The 16,219-nt window shown below is 41.1% G+C and carries 14 protein-coding genes; 8 read left to right on the top strand and 6 right to left on the bottom strand.

Going from position 1 to position 16,219, the window contains the following annotated elements:
- Positions 1 to 134 precede the first annotated feature (134 nt).
- Positions 135 to 1,694: a TAXI family TRAP transporter solute-binding subunit gene (locus ACE1AT_RS00465; protein ID WP_374865376.1), complete on the bottom strand. Its 1,560-nt coding sequence runs from the start codon at positions 1,692 to 1,694 to the stop codon at positions 135 to 137.
- Between the two features lie 301 nt (positions 1,695 to 1,995).
- On the opposite strand from ACE1AT_RS00465, the gene kdpA reads away from it, so the two are divergent.
- The 5 genes from kdpA (at position 1,996) to ACE1AT_RS00440 (ending at position 8,323) form a co-directional block, all read left to right on the top strand.
- On the top strand, positions 1,996 to 3,681 hold the full coding sequence (gene kdpA / locus ACE1AT_RS00460) for a potassium-transporting ATPase subunit KdpA (protein WP_374865375.1): 1,686 nt from the start codon (positions 1,996 to 1,998) through the stop codon (positions 3,679 to 3,681).
- A 267-nt stretch (positions 3,682 to 3,948) separates the two neighbouring features.
- Complete coding sequence (kdpB, locus tag ACE1AT_RS00455; RefSeq protein WP_374865374.1) at positions 3,949 to 6,057, top strand: potassium-transporting ATPase subunit KdpB; 2,109 nt, start codon at positions 3,949 to 3,951, stop codon at positions 6,055 to 6,057.
- Positions 6,058 to 6,109: 52 nt separating this feature from the next.
- A complete protein-coding gene (kdpF, locus tag ACE1AT_RS00450; RefSeq protein ID WP_374865373.1) occupies positions 6,110 to 6,388 on the top strand; it encodes a K(+)-transporting ATPase subunit F in 279 nt (92 codons plus the stop codon).
- Positions 6,389 to 6,483: 95 nt separating this feature from the next.
- A complete protein-coding gene (gene kdpC / locus ACE1AT_RS00445) occupies positions 6,484 to 7,086 on the top strand; it encodes a K(+)-transporting ATPase subunit C (RefSeq protein WP_374865372.1) in 603 nt (200 codons plus the stop codon).
- 127 nt (positions 7,087 to 7,213) lie between these two features.
- Positions 7,214 to 8,323, top strand: coding sequence for a universal stress protein (locus tag ACE1AT_RS00440; protein WP_374865371.1), 1,110 nt, complete (start codon positions 7,214 to 7,216; stop codon positions 8,321 to 8,323).
- Positions 8,324 to 8,341: 18 nt separating this feature from the next.
- Here the strand turns inward: ACE1AT_RS00440 and ACE1AT_RS00435 are convergent, their stop codons facing one another.
- The 3 genes from ACE1AT_RS00435 to ligA are packed head-to-tail and all read right to left on the bottom strand — an operon-like array spanning position 8,342 to position 11,320.
- Positions 8,342 to 8,758, bottom strand: a complete 417-nt coding sequence (locus ACE1AT_RS00435) for a type II toxin-antitoxin system VapC family toxin (protein ID WP_374865370.1) — start codon at positions 8,756 to 8,758, stop codon at positions 8,342 to 8,344.
- Positions 8,759 to 8,794: 36 nt separating this feature from the next.
- Positions 8,795 to 9,232: a hypothetical protein gene (locus ACE1AT_RS00430; protein ID WP_374865369.1), complete on the bottom strand. Its 438-nt coding sequence runs from the start codon at positions 9,230 to 9,232 to the stop codon at positions 8,795 to 8,797.
- A gap of 51 nt (positions 9,233 to 9,283) precedes the next feature.
- Positions 9,284 to 11,320, bottom strand: a complete 2,037-nt coding sequence (gene ligA, locus ACE1AT_RS00425) for an NAD-dependent DNA ligase LigA (RefSeq protein WP_374865368.1) — start codon at positions 11,318 to 11,320, stop codon at positions 9,284 to 9,286.
- A gap of 188 nt (positions 11,321 to 11,508) precedes the next feature.
- On the opposite strand from ligA, the gene ACE1AT_RS00420 reads away from it, so the two are divergent.
- Both ACE1AT_RS00420 and rnhA read left to right on the top strand, forming a co-directional pair.
- On the top strand, positions 11,509 to 12,033 hold the full coding sequence (locus ACE1AT_RS00420) for a hypothetical protein (protein ID WP_374865367.1): 525 nt from the start codon (positions 11,509 to 11,511) through the stop codon (positions 12,031 to 12,033).
- Between the two features lie 257 nt (positions 12,034 to 12,290).
- Positions 12,291 to 13,205 carry a ribonuclease HI gene (gene rnhA / locus ACE1AT_RS00415; RefSeq protein WP_374865366.1) on the top strand — a complete coding sequence of 305 codons (915 nt, stop codon included), beginning with the start codon at positions 12,291 to 12,293 and terminating at the stop codon, positions 13,203 to 13,205.
- A 49-nt stretch (positions 13,206 to 13,254) separates the two neighbouring features.
- Here rnhA and cruG read toward each other — a convergent pair whose 3' ends face one another.
- Both cruG and cruF read right to left on the bottom strand, forming a co-directional pair.
- Positions 13,255 to 14,445 (bottom strand): 2'-O-glycosyltransferase CruG, encoded by a 1,191-nt coding sequence (gene cruG, locus ACE1AT_RS00410; RefSeq protein WP_374865365.1) that lies wholly within the window; start codon positions 14,443 to 14,445, stop codon positions 13,255 to 13,257.
- 157 nt (positions 14,446 to 14,602) lie between these two features.
- Positions 14,603 to 15,511, bottom strand: coding sequence for a gamma-carotene 1'-hydroxylase CruF (gene cruF, locus ACE1AT_RS00405; protein ID WP_374865364.1), 909 nt, complete (start codon positions 15,509 to 15,511; stop codon positions 14,603 to 14,605).
- 243 nt (positions 15,512 to 15,754) lie between these two features.
- Between cruF and ACE1AT_RS00400 the strand changes: the two genes are divergently transcribed.
- On the top strand, positions 15,755 to 16,207 hold the full coding sequence (locus ACE1AT_RS00400; protein ID WP_374865377.1) for a hypothetical protein: 453 nt from the start codon (positions 15,755 to 15,757) through the stop codon (positions 16,205 to 16,207).
- The last annotated feature ends 12 nt before the right edge of the window (positions 16,208 to 16,219 follow it).

Raw genomic sequence — 16,219 nt, 5'->3', positions numbered from 1 at the left:
TGTAGTTTTGTAGGTTGGGTGTAGCGACAGCGAAACCCAACATTATAGTCTGGTTAATGTTGGGTTACACTCCGTTCCACCCAACCTACATAATGTCCTTTTTGAAAAACTCCTCTTTTCAAGATGGACGAGGTTTAATTTGAAAGATTTTGCTTTTTACTTTCAGGATTAGAATCAGCTGGAGAAGACTTTGGAACTAAAGTCATCAGCGAAATTAAGGTTAAATTCATCAATTCTATATAAGCTTCAATGTCAACTTGATCTGACAACAACATCTCTCGATATTGTTGCTTAAGTTGCTTCAACTTTTGTAATGCTGCTTCTGGATCGATCTGTAAACTTGCTTGCCATTCATCTAACAATAACAGCGTATCCATGACAAACTTTTTGCGTTGATGTTCTATCAGGGTACGACACTGATCGGCAAAAGTTTGGGTTTTGTGACGCAGTTGTTCGTAGACTTCTGTTGACACTAGACCTTCAATAAATGTGAGCCGATTTTCCTGACTTAAGTCTTCGATACTTTCCAATGCTTGCTGTGGATGATCTGGTAACAGTGACTTAAGTTCAATAATTCGGTTATTGGTTGTCGTCATAATCTTCTTGGACTTTTGTCTGTGCCACTGTCGTAACAATAAACCTAGCACGCTAGTTGTTCCCAAAATGAAAAATCCAGCCTGTAAGTCGTTATTGTTTTCCCAGTAACGAATGATCACCATCCGAGGATCACCCTGATTAAACACCGCCTCTGCTGCTGGATGAATATAGAAAAGCTCTTTTCGCATTAATTCTTCTGGTTTTGAGTTTTGTAGTTCTGGATAGAATTGGGAATAAGTACGGGCGGTGGAAAGAATTGACCAAGTAACTAGCCCTACTATTTGTCGATTCATGTTAGGGCGAGTGACTAAAACGGTTGCAGTTGAGAGAGTTGGTAATTTTCGATCTGGAATCGGTGGACGCGACACATAAGTACCAACAGGTAGAATTGCACTTTCGTAAGAACTGGGGTCTAATACTGTTAAGTTGTTTACTAATGCAGTTCGTATAGGAAGTAAATTCATATCTGAGTTTTTTGCAAATATTTGCCTCAGCTTTTCATTTGCACCCAAACTTCCCACATAAATAACTGCATCTAATTGTCGAGATTTGAGTTTTTTGAATGCTTCGTCAAAATTAGAATAATCTTCTTGAATTTTCAGCTTGTCTGCTTGGATTAATTGTTTAGTTGTAAAGAGAATTCCACTACCGGGAGTACCAACAGCAACTCGCTTTCCTTGAAGATCGTCGAATGTTTTAATCTCAGAATTTTTCCGAACAATAATGTGAACATATTCTTTTGCCAAAATTGCCACTGCTTTGACTTTTCCTGCTCGCATAGCTTCGTTGGCGACATCCAACTGCGCGATCGCAAAATCGACCTGATGATTTAGCAATCGTTGGATGTTTTCTTGGGAACCTTGAGATTCAAAATTCCGAATAGAGAATTCGGCTGTTGTGTTGGTAGAGTAGTTAATTTGTTCACCTAAGCGATGGTAGTAACTACCGACAGTACCGGTGGAGAGAGTCACGCTATTTGGCTTTTGACTACAACCGCTCAAAACTGATAATAGAACTCCTCCTGCAAAACCACTCAATCGGAGGAAAATATTTTGCTGTTGGTAGATTAACCTAAGACACTTGTATGGAGGTTTCACTTATTTATCTGTCCACTTTCGCCTGCCGGATGGTGCGATCGCTTGACTTTTAAGCCAATCGCCACAAAATTAAAATTTACTTAATAAATACTCTCTAAATATTGTCCCATAGGTGGCGATCGCTATTTTTGTGGGTATGTGCTTGAAAATTAGGAATTGGCGAATCCTGATTCAACTACCCTCCCAAACAGGTGTAGGGATTGTAAAATGTAAGTCTTCAAGACTTAGAAGTGATCAAGCGTTATTAATAATTAGCTTTCTATTAGTAAAGCCAGACCAACTATAATCCAGCATTAAATACATGACACAGGGTTTTTTGCAAATCGGCTTAACGCTTTGTATTTTAATAGTCATCACGCCATTTTTCGGAAGATACATAGCCCGTGTCTTCCTGGGTGAAAGAACTGTGCTTGACTCCGTCTTGAACCCGGTTGAGCGGATTATTTATATACTGGGGGGTGTACGTAGCAAACAAGACATGACAGGTGGGCAGTACATCCGCGCGGTGTTATTCAGCAATTTGATTATGGGTGTTGCTGTCTACTTGATTTTAGATTTTCAGGGAATTTTGCCGTTGAATCCCATGAACTTGAAAGCACTGCGCTGGGATTTAGCACTACACACAACAATTTCATTTCTGACAAATACTGACCAGCAGCATTACATTCCTGAGACAACTTTAAGTTACTTTAGTCAAACAGCAGCTAATGGTTTTTTGATGTTTACTTCGGCTGCAACTGGATTGGCTGTAGGTATTGCTTTTATTCGGGGGTTGACAGGTAGACCACTGGGGAACTTTTACGTAGATTTAGTTCGTGCTATTACACGAATATTGTTACCAATATCTTTAATTGGTGCGATCGCTTTAATTATCTCAGGCACACCACAAACATTACTGCCAACTCAGGCTGTCACCACCCTGGAAGGCTTTAGTCAGTATATAGCTAGAGGACCAGTGGCTTCTTTTGAAATGATTAAACTATTGGGTGAAAACGGTGGTGGTTTTTTTGCTGCTAACTCTGCTCATCCATTTGAAAATCCCAACGGTGCTTCTAATTTAATAGAGATGCTCGCCATGCTATCTATCCCGATGGCTTTAATTTACACCTATGGATTGTTTGCGAATAACATCAAACAGGCTTGGTTGCTGTTTTGGATGGTGTTTGCAATTTTTGTAGTTTTAGTATACGTAACAGCTACTAGCGAATATCAGGGTAATACTTTGATCAACGGCACTTTGGGGTATGAAATATCAAATCTCGAAGGAAAAGAAGTCCGCTTTGGTTCAATACTTACCGCATTTTGGGCGATCGCGACCACAAGTACCATGACTGGTGCTGTCAATGGAATGCATGATTCTCTCATGCCCACAGGAGGTTTTGCCACTCTCTTAAATATGTTCTTACAAATTATTTGGGGTGGTCAGGGAACAGGAACCGCTTATCTATTTATTTATTTAATTTTGACTGTGTTCTTAACAGGATTAATGGTGGGACGTACACCAGAGTTTTTGGGGCGAAAAATTGAGAAACGAGAAATTGTCCTCGCCAGTGTAGTTTTATTAATTCACCCAATCGCTGTTTTAATTCCAAGTGCGATTACTTTATACTTTCCAGAAACATTAGCTGGAATTAGCAATCCTAGTTTTCATGGCGTCTCCCAAGTTGTTTATGAGTACACCTCAGCCAGCGCTAATAATGGATCTGGCTTTGAAGGTTTAGCAGATAATAGCTTGTGGTGGAATCTAAGTACTATTTTCAGCTTAGTGTTGGGGCGCTATGTTCCCATTATTGCGATTCTGCTGTTAGCCGATAGCATGACTCGCAAACAACCAGTACCAGCAACACCAGGTACTTTAAGAACCGATACTCTGCTATTTACCAGTGTTACCGCCGGAGTAATTTTAATTTTAGGAGTACTAACCTTCTTCCCAGTTTTAGCCTTGGGCCCCATCGCCGAAGGATTTAAAATTGCCTCTGGTAGTTAGGGAATCGGGGATCGGGAATTGGGGACTGGGGATCGGGACAAGCAGGACAAGGGGGACACACCAGACACGGAGAATATTTTTGATTGATTAACCGCGTCACAACTTCACAGTTTCACAGTTCTCCCTTGTCTCTTCCCCATCCCCTTTTCCCAATCCCCGATCCCCGTTCCCTGTTTCCCGATCCCCGTTGCCCCTTATCCCCAGAGGGGACCCCACCTGCCCCTTATCCCCAAAGGGGACCCCTACCTTCCCCGATCCCCAATATCTATGAATCCAGCTGCAACTACCCCTAAACCTCCCAAACACGGACGTTCTCGTTCTAGCGATCGCCGTCATAAACGCAAACAGTCACGGATAAATACCTCTGGTATTTATTTGAGGGCGATCAAAGATGCTTTTGTGAAGTTCAATCCTCAACAAGCAGTGAAAAACCCAGTTATGTTTTTAGTCTGGGTTGGGACACTGATTACGCTTGCGGTGACAATTGAGCCTGATTTGTTTGGCCCAGTTACAGAGAAAAACCCGCGATTATTCAACGGGATTATCACGGCAATTTTATTCTTTACCGTTTGGTTTGCTAATTTTGCCGAAGCAATTGCTGAAGGTAGAGGTAAAGCCCAAGCTGACGCCTTGCGTTCAACTAAGTCAGAAACGATCGCCAAAAAACTTTTTCCTGATGGCGCAATTACGGAAGTTTCTTCCACTAGCTTACAAAAAGGCGATACTGTCTACGTGGTTGCTGGTGACACGATTCCCGCCGACGGTGAAGTAGTTATGGGTACTGCGAGTGTAGATGAATCAGCAATTACTGGCGAATCTGCTCCGGTACTAAAAGAACCTGGTTCTGATGTTGCGAGTTCTGTCACTGGTGGGACGCGGATTATCTCTGATGAACTAATTATCAGGATCACTGCTGAACCAGGCAAGGGTTTTATTGACCGGATGATTGCTTTGGTAGAAGGAGCAGAACGTAGCAAAACACCCAATGAAATTGCTCTGACGGTATTACTTGCTGTTCTGAGTTTAGTATTTCTGTTTGTGGTGGCGACTCTGCCGTTCATTGCTCAGTATGTGCAAATTCAAGTCAGTGTGGCAATTTTAGTAGCGCTATTGGTAGCATTGATCCCCACCACTATCGGCGGATTACTCAGTGCGATTGGGATTGCTGGGATGGATCGGGTTGCTCAGTTTAACGTGATTGCTACCTCTGGACGAGCTGTGGAAGCTTGTGGTGATGTTAATACGCTGGTTCTGGATAAAACAGGCACAATTACTTTAGGCAATCGTCTAGCAGAAGGGTTCATTCCTGTCAATGGTCACTCAATGGAACAAATTGCTTATGTAGCTTTGGCAGCTAGTATATTTGATGAAACTCCAGAGGGGAAATCTATATTTAGACTGGCGGAAAAATTAGGGGCAAAAATTGATTTTGACCCCGAAAAAGCCGAAGCGGTAGAATTTTCCGCTAGAACTCGTATGAGTGGCACAAATTTACCCAATGGCGAAGAGGCGCGTAAAGGTGCAGTCAGCGCTATTAAAGGATTTGTGCGTACACGTAACGGTCAAGATCCACCAGAACTAGATGCTGCTTACGAAATGGTTTCCCAGCAAGGCGGGACACCACTAGCAGTGTGCTTAGATGGGGATATCTACGGCGTGATTTATCTCAAAGATATAGTTAAACCAGGAATACGCGATCGCTTTGATCAGTTGCGACGTATGGGAGTACGTACCGTCATGTTAACGGGCGATAACCACATTACTGCTTCTGTGATTGCCAAAGAAGCAGGAGTTGATGACTTTATTGCCGAAGCAACTCCAGAAGACAAAATCTCTGTAATTCAAGGGGAACAGGAAAAAGGCAAAATAGTAGCAATGACCGGAGACGGTACCAACGATGCACCAGCCTTGGCACAGGCTAACGTCGGAGTAGCCATGAATACAGGTACTCAAGCTGCCAAAGATGCAGCAAACATGGTGGATTTAGATTCTGATCCGACAAAACTCATTGATATAGTTGGTATTGGTAAGCAATTGTTGATTACTAGAGGAGCATTAACAACATTTTCGATCGCCAATGATATTGCTAAGTATTTTGCAATTATTCCAGTATTATTTGCTGCTGCTAACCTACAAAATTTAAATATCATGAAGCTAACCAGCACTAATTCTGCTGTGCTGTCAGCGCTCATTTACAATGCATTAATTATTCCTGTCTTAATTCCTTTAGCACTCAAAGGTGTAAAGTTTCGACCTTTAACTGCTAATAAGTTATTACAACGCAATATATTTATTTATGGCTTGGGTGGTGTAATTGCACCTTTTATTGCGATTAAATTAATTGATTTAATCATTACGGCTATAGGATTGGCGTAGGGGGGATATTGGGAAAGGGGATCGAAAATATATATTTAGAGGTGAAAAATAAATGAATTTAAATATAAAAATTAATCTATTTAATAAGTTTTCATCAGCAAATATAGTAGAGTCAATTCATTTTGTTTGGTCACAATGGCGTAAACAAAAATTACCACTGATAATTTTTATTGGTTTGTGTCTTAATTTGTTTATTGCTCCAGTTGTTTATGCAGCTGCTGATGGTGTTTTAGAACGTCGTTCAGCTTGGGCAATTGGGGTTTTAGGTTTTATAACATTGGCACTGGTAATTTATTTATTTTTTGTTATTTTTCAGCCAGAACGTTTTTAACATTTATTAGTTACCAGTTATCAGACTATTAAGTAAGTAATTAAAATTACCTATTACCAATTACCCATTACCCATTACCAATTAACTTACTTATTATGTTTATTATTCGAGAAATTATCAGAGCAATTCGTATCACTATATTACTGTGGTTGGTAACAGCCGTTATTTATCCTGTTGCAGTTTTGGGAGTTGGTCAAGCTTTTTTTAAAGAAAAAGCAGACGGTAGTATTATGCAAAATATCCAAGGGGAAGCTATTGGATCAGCTTTGATTGGTCAACAGTTCCGATCAGAAAGATATTTTCAAGGTCGCCCCAGTGCTGTCAGATATAGTCAAGGAAAATTAGGTAGATCGACTGGTATATCAGGTGCAACCAACCTTGCTCCCAGCAATCCAGACTTACTTCAGCGTGTGGTTGAAAAGTCTAATGAACTTAACGATGAAAGTATTCAACCCTTCGCCGATATTATTTACACTTCTGGCTCTGGTTTAGATCCACATATTTCTGTCAGAACAGCACAAGAACAGTTAGAAAGAGTAGCCCGTGCGCGTAATCTTACCAGAGAAGAAATAGTGCCATTTATCAAACAATATACAGAGGGCAGATTTTTAGGTATTTTCGGCGAACCTGGAGTTAATATCTTGAAATTAAATTACGCCCTCGACCTCCAAGAAATTAACCGTAGACAAAATCAATAATATTGTTGGTCAATTGTCATTGGTCAATTGTCATTGGTCATTTGTCAATGGTCAATTGTCATTGGCGTTTATTCTCTCCCATGTCCCCCGTGTCCCCCTTCCCTTTCCCCGATCCCCCACTCCTCCCATGTATCCAGTGCGTCGTGGTAAACACAAAATCTTTATTGGTATGGCTCCTGGTGTAGGTAAAACTTACCGGATGCTAGAAGAAGGTCACGCGCTTAAAGAAGAAGGGATTGATGTTGTGGTTGGGTTGTTGGAAACCCACGGACGCAAAGAAACAGCAGAGATGGCTGAGGGATTAGAAATATTACCCCGCAAACAAATTCCACGGGGTAATTTGATGTTGACAGAGATGGACACCGATGCAATTTTGGCGCGATCGCCTCAATTAGTCTTAATCGATGAACTCGCTCATACCAATGTCCCCGGTTCACCCCGCGAAAAACGCTACCAAGATGTAGAAATTATTTTGCAAAATGGCATTGATGTTTACTCGACGATGAATATTCAACATCTGGAGAGTCTCAATGATTTAGTAGCAAGAATTACTGGTGTTGTAGTTAGAGAACGAGTTCCTGATAGGGTTTTAGATGATGCTAATGAAGTTGTGGTAGTAGATGTTACTCCAGAAACACTCCACGAGCGATTGCTAGAAGGCAAAATCTACGAATCACAAAAAATCCAACAAGCACTCGATAACTTTTTCCAACGTCGCAATTTGATTGCTTTACGGGAATTAGCATTGCGAGAGATTGCAGACAACATTGAAGAAGAAGCCAGAGAAATGAGTGCAGGTTTGGCAAATGCTGTGAATCCGCAAAGTCAATTCTGTAATATTCAAGAACGGGTATTAGTATGTATTTCTACTTATACTAATTCGTTGCAACTATTACGTCGGGGTGCGAGAATAGCTAATTATATGAATGCCCCTCTGTTTGCTTTATTTGTTGCTGATCCTGACCGCTTCCTCACCAAAGAAGAAAGCTTGCACATAGATATGTGTGAAAAGCTGTGTAAGGAATTTGAAGGTGAGTTTATTCGTGTTCCTAGTAATGATATTGCGGAAGCGATCGCCCAAGTAGCCAAGAAATATCATATTACTCAAATTGTTATTGGTGCTAGTCAGCGATCGCGTTGGCAAATTCTCTTCAAAGGTTCTCTCACCCATAAACTACTGCGATTGCTGAAAAATACCGATTTGCATATTATCGCTACGGATAAAAAAAATAATTAACGGTTTGTAGTAAGCACTTTAGTGCTTAAAAAACGGGTATATTTGAGAAAAATCCTTTTGGTTACGAGTAACCATCACCGCATTTGTTGAAAGAGCGATCGCAGCTATTCGCAAATCTTTCTGTAGTCTTTTTTTATTTAATTGCTGGTTTTCTCTGAGTAAATCCTGGTAGCAAGTGTAGGCGGTAGTATCAAAGTTGAGTATTTTCACTCCTTTGAAATATTCTTGAGTAGTCCACAGCTTAGTATAAAGGTTTACTAAAATTGCAGATTCAGCCCGGTCATTAATTTTGACTACCCACCCGTTAAAAATTTCTTGAACTGTGACAATGGTAATAGCCAGATGAGGATAAACTTGAGCAACTTTAGATATAACGGCTTGGTTTCCTTGAAGTAAAAGCGAAACATGGTCTGTGTCGAGTATATAAAGACTCATCTTGCATTTCTCAATCTGGATCGAAACCTCAGCCTTTTAATCTTCATCTACTGCGTTACGTTCTGCTCTGAGATGATCTGCAATTTCAGCAAAATCTGCATCGTTTTGAAACACACCCGCAAATTTCATCCAGGGATTTTCTGCTTCGCTTGGAGGTAATTGAATTTCTACTGGAATAATTTCTATCTTTTCAAGACGAGTTGACAAAAGTTTTTTCAATTCTTGTACAGCTTGTTCAGTAGTAGGTGCTTCAACCTGAGTGTTGGGAAATTCCATGACAGAAGCTATTACATTTTCTTCATTGGTACGTTCCAGTACGATATGTAACTTCAAGTTTTCAGACTGAGGTAGCGTTACGGAGGAGAAATTGATAACCATATATTTAATTATTACCAAGCCTTGAACAATTATGTACTCTTCTGCATCTAGCCCGACGATTGTAAATCGTCTGGTGCAAGATGTATTGATGGTCAAATTCTACAAATACTACTCTAACTAAAGTAAAGCGGAAAGGCGGAAGGTGGGTTACAAAAGTTCCAATAACTGCGCTTCGCTCAACTGCGTAATTCCCAGTGCTTCAGCTTTTGCTAATTTAGAGCCTGCGTCTTCTCCCACAAGTAAATAGTCTGTTTTTTTACTAATTGATTCAGTAACTTTTCCACCTGCTTTTTGAATTAAAGCCTTGGCTTCATCCCGTTTCAAAGTGGGAAGAGTACCAGTAATCACAAAAGTTTTACCTGCTAATTTTTGATTGTCAGCATCACCTGTAACTGTGGTGTTTGCTGTGGTGAGAAATTGTAACCCTGCTGCTTGCAAGCGTTGAATTAATATTTGATTGGCGCTGATATGGAACCATTGGTAGATGCTATCGGCGATTTCGGCACCTATACCGTAAATACCTTCGATATCAGAGACTCGTGCTGTTTCCAACTGTTCAACACTCTGGAATTTCTCGGTTAATAATTGGGCTGTGACATTACCAACATGACGGATGCCTAAACCATACAATACTCTTGACCAAGGTTGGTTTTTCGATTGAGCGATCGCATCTATGATTTTATCTGCCGATTTTTTCCCCATTCTTTCTAATGCATGTAATTTCTCGCTTGTCAAGTCATATAAATCGGCAACGGAATGTACTAATCCTTGATCAACGAGTTGATGTACCAGCTTTTCCCCGATACCGCGAATATCCAAAGCATCACGGCTGACCCAATGTTCAATTGATCCTTTGAGAATTGCAGCACAGGAAGTATTGACGCAGCGAGTTACGGCTTCTCCCATTTCCCGCACCACCGGTTGACCGCATACTGGACAATGGCTAGGCATCACAAAGGGTTCTGTGTCTGGGGGGCGGAGTTCTTTCAGGACACGCACCACTTCGGGAATGATTTCCCCGGCTTTGCGGACAATTACAGTATCACCAATGCGGATATCTAATTGAGCGATGCGATCGGCATTGTGGAGAGTAGCACGGGATACAGTTGTACCTGCTAATTGTACGGGACGCATTTCTGCTAGGGGAGTCAGTGCGCCTGTACGTCCGACGTTAACGGCAATATTTTCTACACGGGTGGGTGCTTCTTCGGCAGCATACTTGAGTGCGATCGCCCACCGGGGAAACTTTTGTGTAAACCCTAGCTGTTCTTGCAATTTAAAAGCATTGATCTTTACCACTACCCCATCTGTCATGTAGGGTAAATTCAGTCGTTCTGTATCCCAGTGTTGGTAATATTCTGCAACTTCTGCCAAAGAAACACATAATTTTTCATTAGGGTTAACGCGAAAACCCATTTTTTGCAATAACGCCAAAGCTTCCCACTGACTACTAGCAATACTCGCATCGTCCATACCAGGAATATGCAGCGTATAGGCAAAAAAATCTAATCTTCTTTGCGCCACAATCCGAGAATCTAACTGTCTGAGTGTACCGGCGGCGGCGTTGCGAGGATTAGCAAATGACGACTCGCCCGCTTTTTGCCTTTCTTCGTTAATTTGTTTAAACACATCTAAAGGTAAAAAAGTTTCGCCCCGCACTTCTACCCGTTCAAAGTTTTGCAAACCAGCCAAATTTAACCGCAAGGGAATCGAACGAATTGTCCGCACATTTTGGGTGATGTCTTCACCCATGACTCCATCGCCTCTAGTTGCACCTCTGGTGAGAACACCATTCTCATAAGTCAAAGCCAAAGCATTACCATCTATCTTTAATTCACAAACATACTCTGCTGGTGTTTGTGGAGGTGCTTGTCGTCGCCAGCGTTGATCCCAAGTCTTTAACTCATCAACATTAAACGCATTTTCTAAACTGTAAAGTGGAATGTTGTGGCGAACCGAAGTAAACTGTGTAGCAGGTTTTTCACCCACACGTTGAGTCGGACTATCCGGTGTGACCAATTCTGGATACTGGTTTTCCAGGTTTTGCAGTTCCCGATATAACTGGTCATAAACTGCATCCTCCATCATGGGAGAATCAAGGACGTAGTAAGCATAACTAGCCTGTTGTAATAACTGTCGCAATTCCTGGACTCGTTGTTTTACTTCCGGTTTTATTGGTTCCACTAAACGTAATCTCCTTTTTTACCCAAACTAAGGGTTAAAGGAATTGTTGTTTCTCTTTACCCTTTATCTTTTTTATCCTTTAAATCCAAAATCTAAAATCCAAAATCCGGCTAATTTATCAAACCTCGTGGGAAAGGTGGAAAAGCTAGCATAATTGTGGAAGAACAACTCAAGCGATCGCACAAAAGATGAACCTCTACCTATTGTTAGAAAATATCCTCTTTTTCTTAGTTGCGACATCTTTCACTGTAGTTGTGGGTTGGGCTTGGAGACACTCAAAACCCATGATCCTACCTGAAGTCCTTCCAGATTGGTATAAAATCTGGTTCGGTACAATGCAAATACTGGGTATAGTATTGCCGTTAGTAGTAATGCTGTTGTGGGGTGTGGTGTGGGGTTATTCTCGCGTTTTAATGGTGTTTGCTTCCTACTTTCTGATGCTTGGCTTGCAAATACTATCAGAATTTGTGACCTTAAAAAAGTTCCATTCTGTTGTGTGGGTAATGGTTCCTTATTTATACTTACCCTACCGTTTTTGGCAGTTATATGAAGGCTGGACACTCATTAGCCTAGATCAAGAACTAATTTGGGTAAGAACTACATTAGTGATAGAAATTGTTGTATGGCTTGGAAACTATATGTTAGATGTAGCTCAATTACCAAGGCTTTTTCGTTGGGAAGTTCAAGAAAACTCTGATATTGAGATTAGTTAAGTGCAGCTTTGCGTAAAATTATATGGTTCTTAAACGCAGAGGATCGCAAAGTTTTTCCGCAGAAAATTGGCTAAGTGACCAATGGATAATTTATCTGTGTGCATTTGTGGTCGATTTTAAAACATGATCTCAAATGAAAGCGAAGTATTGTGCTGAAAACTCTTGATCATTGGCAAAGTTTTGATACACTTTAAAAAATTTAACTAAAATCTCTGCTAATCACTCCTACTCTGCGGCAAGCCTAAAATATTTTCAATATGTCTTCTCAACGTACAATTCAAAGTATATATACTGATGGTGCTTGCATCGGGAACCCAGGCCCCGGTGGTTGGGGTGTTGTCGTCTACTTCAGTGACGGTTCGGTTCATGAAATAGGCGATGCTGCTGCTAAAACTACTAATAACAGAATGGAAATGCAAGCCGCGATCGCAGCTTTATCTTTTCTCAAAGCATCAGGACACACTGAACCGATTACTCTCTACACTGACAGCGAGTATCTGATTAACTGTGTCAATAAATGGATCAAAACTTGGAAAAGAAAAGGTTGGAAAAAGGCTGATGGTAATCCTGTTCTTAACCAAGATTTGCTGGAACAACTTGAGCAACTCAACAGCCGTCAGGTAAAATGGCAACACGTCCGGGGTCATACTGGTAACGAAGGTAACGAACGCTGCGATACGATCGCTCGTGCTTTTGCCAGTGGTAAAAATCCATTGCTGCAACAAATTTCTGAGATCAATTTATTTGATGATTTTTTACGGACATCAACTGATGTTGTGGTAGCAAGCGTATCTGATTCTGATCCCGAATCGATGATAATTAACAAAAACATACGAGAGATCAGTACCCTTGCATCAGAAATAAATATGACGGATACATCGAATCATTCAACGTCCCTCTCCCATGAAGAATTACCTCGTGAAATGAGGGTTGTACAACTCCGCAACTTGGTGGAAACCCTAAGAATTGCTGACGAAATTGCCGAAAAAGGTTACTTAGTTACTAGTTCCGAGTTAGCAGATTTAATGGATGTCCACCCTAGTGCTGTTACTAGTCGTGGTGATCAATGGCGTTGGCGTAACTGGATTGTTTCACGAGTCCGACGAGAAGGTAATCAAATTCTTTGGGAGTTGGAACGTGGCGATCGCCTGAACGATGAAAATAATGATTGATAGTGTTGTTTGGTGTTGGGAATAACTACCGACAATCAACCACTAACTATTAATTATAATTTCTTCCCCGCCACTGTCGTGGAGTGCTGATTGCTGATAAAAAGATTCGGACTACGGCTAAGGGATCAGCCAGTGGGGAAAGCCAAAACAACCAACCACCCATAGATTGAGTGCGATCATAACAGGGTGCGATCGCCAACAACATACCAAAGCGAACTATCAGCAGAAATAAATTTAGTCCCAGTAATAGGAGAGGAGGAGTAGGAGAGAGGGAGAGATGGGGAGAAAAGAATAGGTAACTGAGGATGATCAAAACAGGTAAAGCCTGAGTTGAAGTTAGTACCCATAAATCAGCCCATAGCTGAGTGCGCGAAGAAGCGTCTTTTAAGTCGAGACTGCGACCCCATTCTTTCCAAGTCTCTATTGCTCCTTCATACATCCGTACCTTTAAGACTTTTGATCCATCTAAAAAGCCTACTTTAAAGCCAGAAGCGGCTATGTGTCGAGCCAAGGTGACATCATCACAAAAAGAACTTCTTGCACTAGTATAACCACTGACAGTAGCTAATACAGAACGGCGGCATAAAAAGCATTGACCATTAGCCATGACTCGTTCTGCTTGTTGCGTATTTATACCAGCAGGATCGAATCTATAAAGCAACGTCATTAACAACGCTGGTTGTAGCCAGCACTCTCCGGGATACTTAAGGATGAATTGAGGCGAAAGAGAAATTAAATCATATCCTCCTGTGATTGCCGTTTTTACCAAACCCGTAACTAAACCTGGTGATGGTTGAGTATCAGCATCCATACCCAAAAACCATTCACTTGCTTCACAAGAGGATAAAAAACCATTATGTAAAGCCCAAGGACGTCCTACCCAATTAGGAGGTAAAGGATCATCGGTGATCAGCCGAAAGCGGGGGTCTTGTTTTTGTGCAACTTTGACTAAGTCAGGGGTACCATCCTGGGAATTACTATCTACAACAATTATTTCTCTAACTTCGTAACTTTGGCGACTTAAGCCACTCAACAGGGGGCTGATCCGCAGAGCTTCATTTAAGGTAGGAATTACTACACTAACACTACCTAAAATGTCTGGTGTTGGGTTTTGTGCTGTCACCGGGGGATGACGTAGAGGCCCTTTGAGGAGGCGCGACAGTAAAATTGCTACTGCTGGTATTTGTATAAGTAGTACAAAAAGCGAAAAAGCACTGATGATGCTGAACCAGTCTATCACTGTAAAAATATTGAGCTAATGTAATTACGGTTTTCAAAGGGAAGAGGGAATCTATAACAGGGAAATGCCTATAAATCAATAATGATGCTTGAAATCCAACATTCTGGGCAATTCTTCCTCCGCCATACCGTGATTTCCTTGGCTGGCGGTGGGTGGTTTATTTAAGAGCAACTTCTACCGGAGCTATTTGCCCTTTACTGGCAGCAGATTTTACAGCGAATTCTGTAGATTTACTTTGAGTCTTCCACCATAAAACTACAGCCGGCATTGCACCCAGGAATAAGCCTAGTAAGACTGGTATGGAAAAACCAGCCGCTAAACTCATGACTGTAGCAAAGGCAAAGTTGCTGAGATAAACAATTAAAGGTAAATTAAGTTGCGATCGCTCTAATTTGATCGGTGTATTTTGCCACAATAATGCAGCCACCGTCATAAACACTGACCCAGTACCAATCCAGCCCGCAAAGTTTTGATAAGGCATACCAAAAAAGGCTCCTGGTTTCTGCCAATACCAAAAAGGTAGAGACGTTTGGCTCATGGCTGGATCTAGTACAAAGTCCCAGGAAGTGAGCAACAAAGCACCCAAAGCGATCGCACCTAAATGACGCCACAAACTCGGTTTTTTGTCAACCTCTAAACCTGCACGGGCCAGGAGGTAAGATACAAATCCTACGTAAAACCAAGACAAAGGAATAGTAAAAGGTACTAAACCCCCAATTTTATAACCCAAGCCACTTAAGTAGCTGTAATGACCAAAAGGAAAGCCAGTACTGGTTCCTAGTAATTCGCTACTCAAAGAAATTAACACTGATGGCAGCAGAAACGAGAGCCACAAACCTAACCCTAATGTTCTATAAGCATACAAAGAAACTGCTGCTGCTCCCAAAATCATATAAATTACGCCGCCTCCAGCCATACTCCATTGCATGGCGGTTTGTCCAACCTCGGCTAAATTCAAAATAATTTCAGCGTGAGGAACGACCAGTAATATTCCTACTAGTCCAAACACCATTGATACAATATGACCAATGAGGCACACGCGTTCAGCGATAACAAGTTGTCTCATGATATTTCCTGAATCAAGATGTAACACAAGGCTACATAACTGCTAACAGTTTACAAATCTTTAAGGATATATATAACTTAATTTTGCTGTAAATATTCTATTAAATTGCTCAATTGTATTTTGGCGGAGCATTATCGCCTATTGATTACAGACAAAACAAGTAAGAAAATCTGCTTATATTAGAATTTTGACTCTGCTGAGTATGAAGCATTACTCCCCACTATGGTAATCACAACTTACCTCATGCCATTTTTGAAAAGACTACCCTGGCTTTCTTTAACACTGCTGTTGCTTACCTATATTATTTTCGGCTGGTTACTTGCTAGATCAAAAACTCAGCCGATATTATGGCTGGTATTTGCGATCGCTACTGTGCTTTTTATTGCCAGCTTGACTATTCCTTTCTCAAAAGTGAGCGACTATTCTGTAAGTTTGTTTAGATCAAATCTGAAATCATTTGGAGTCACGGTACTTGGGGCTTTTTTATTCTTTCTCATTCTTGCCCGTTTTCGGCTCTTTCTTGATATTTTAGTCATGGTTGCTGCGGCTATGTTGGTGAGAATAGATTTTCAAGTCGCAGCTTTTAACCAAAGTCAAGTATTTTGGATCACAACTACCTTTTCTTTGACGGGTTTAGCAGTTGGTGCATTAGTAGAAAAGTTGATGTCGCAATATGGTTTGATTCTTTTAAATTAGGGCGAGTAGCAA

This window comes from Pelatocladus sp. BLCC-F211 (genome assembly GCF_041928655.1).
In the GTDB taxonomy this organism is placed as follows: Bacteria; Cyanobacteriota; Cyanobacteriia; order Cyanobacteriales; family Nostocaceae; genus Pelatocladus.
The sequence above is the reverse complement of the archived record's forward strand: the minus strand, read 5'-3'. Positions and strand labels throughout refer to the sequence as shown.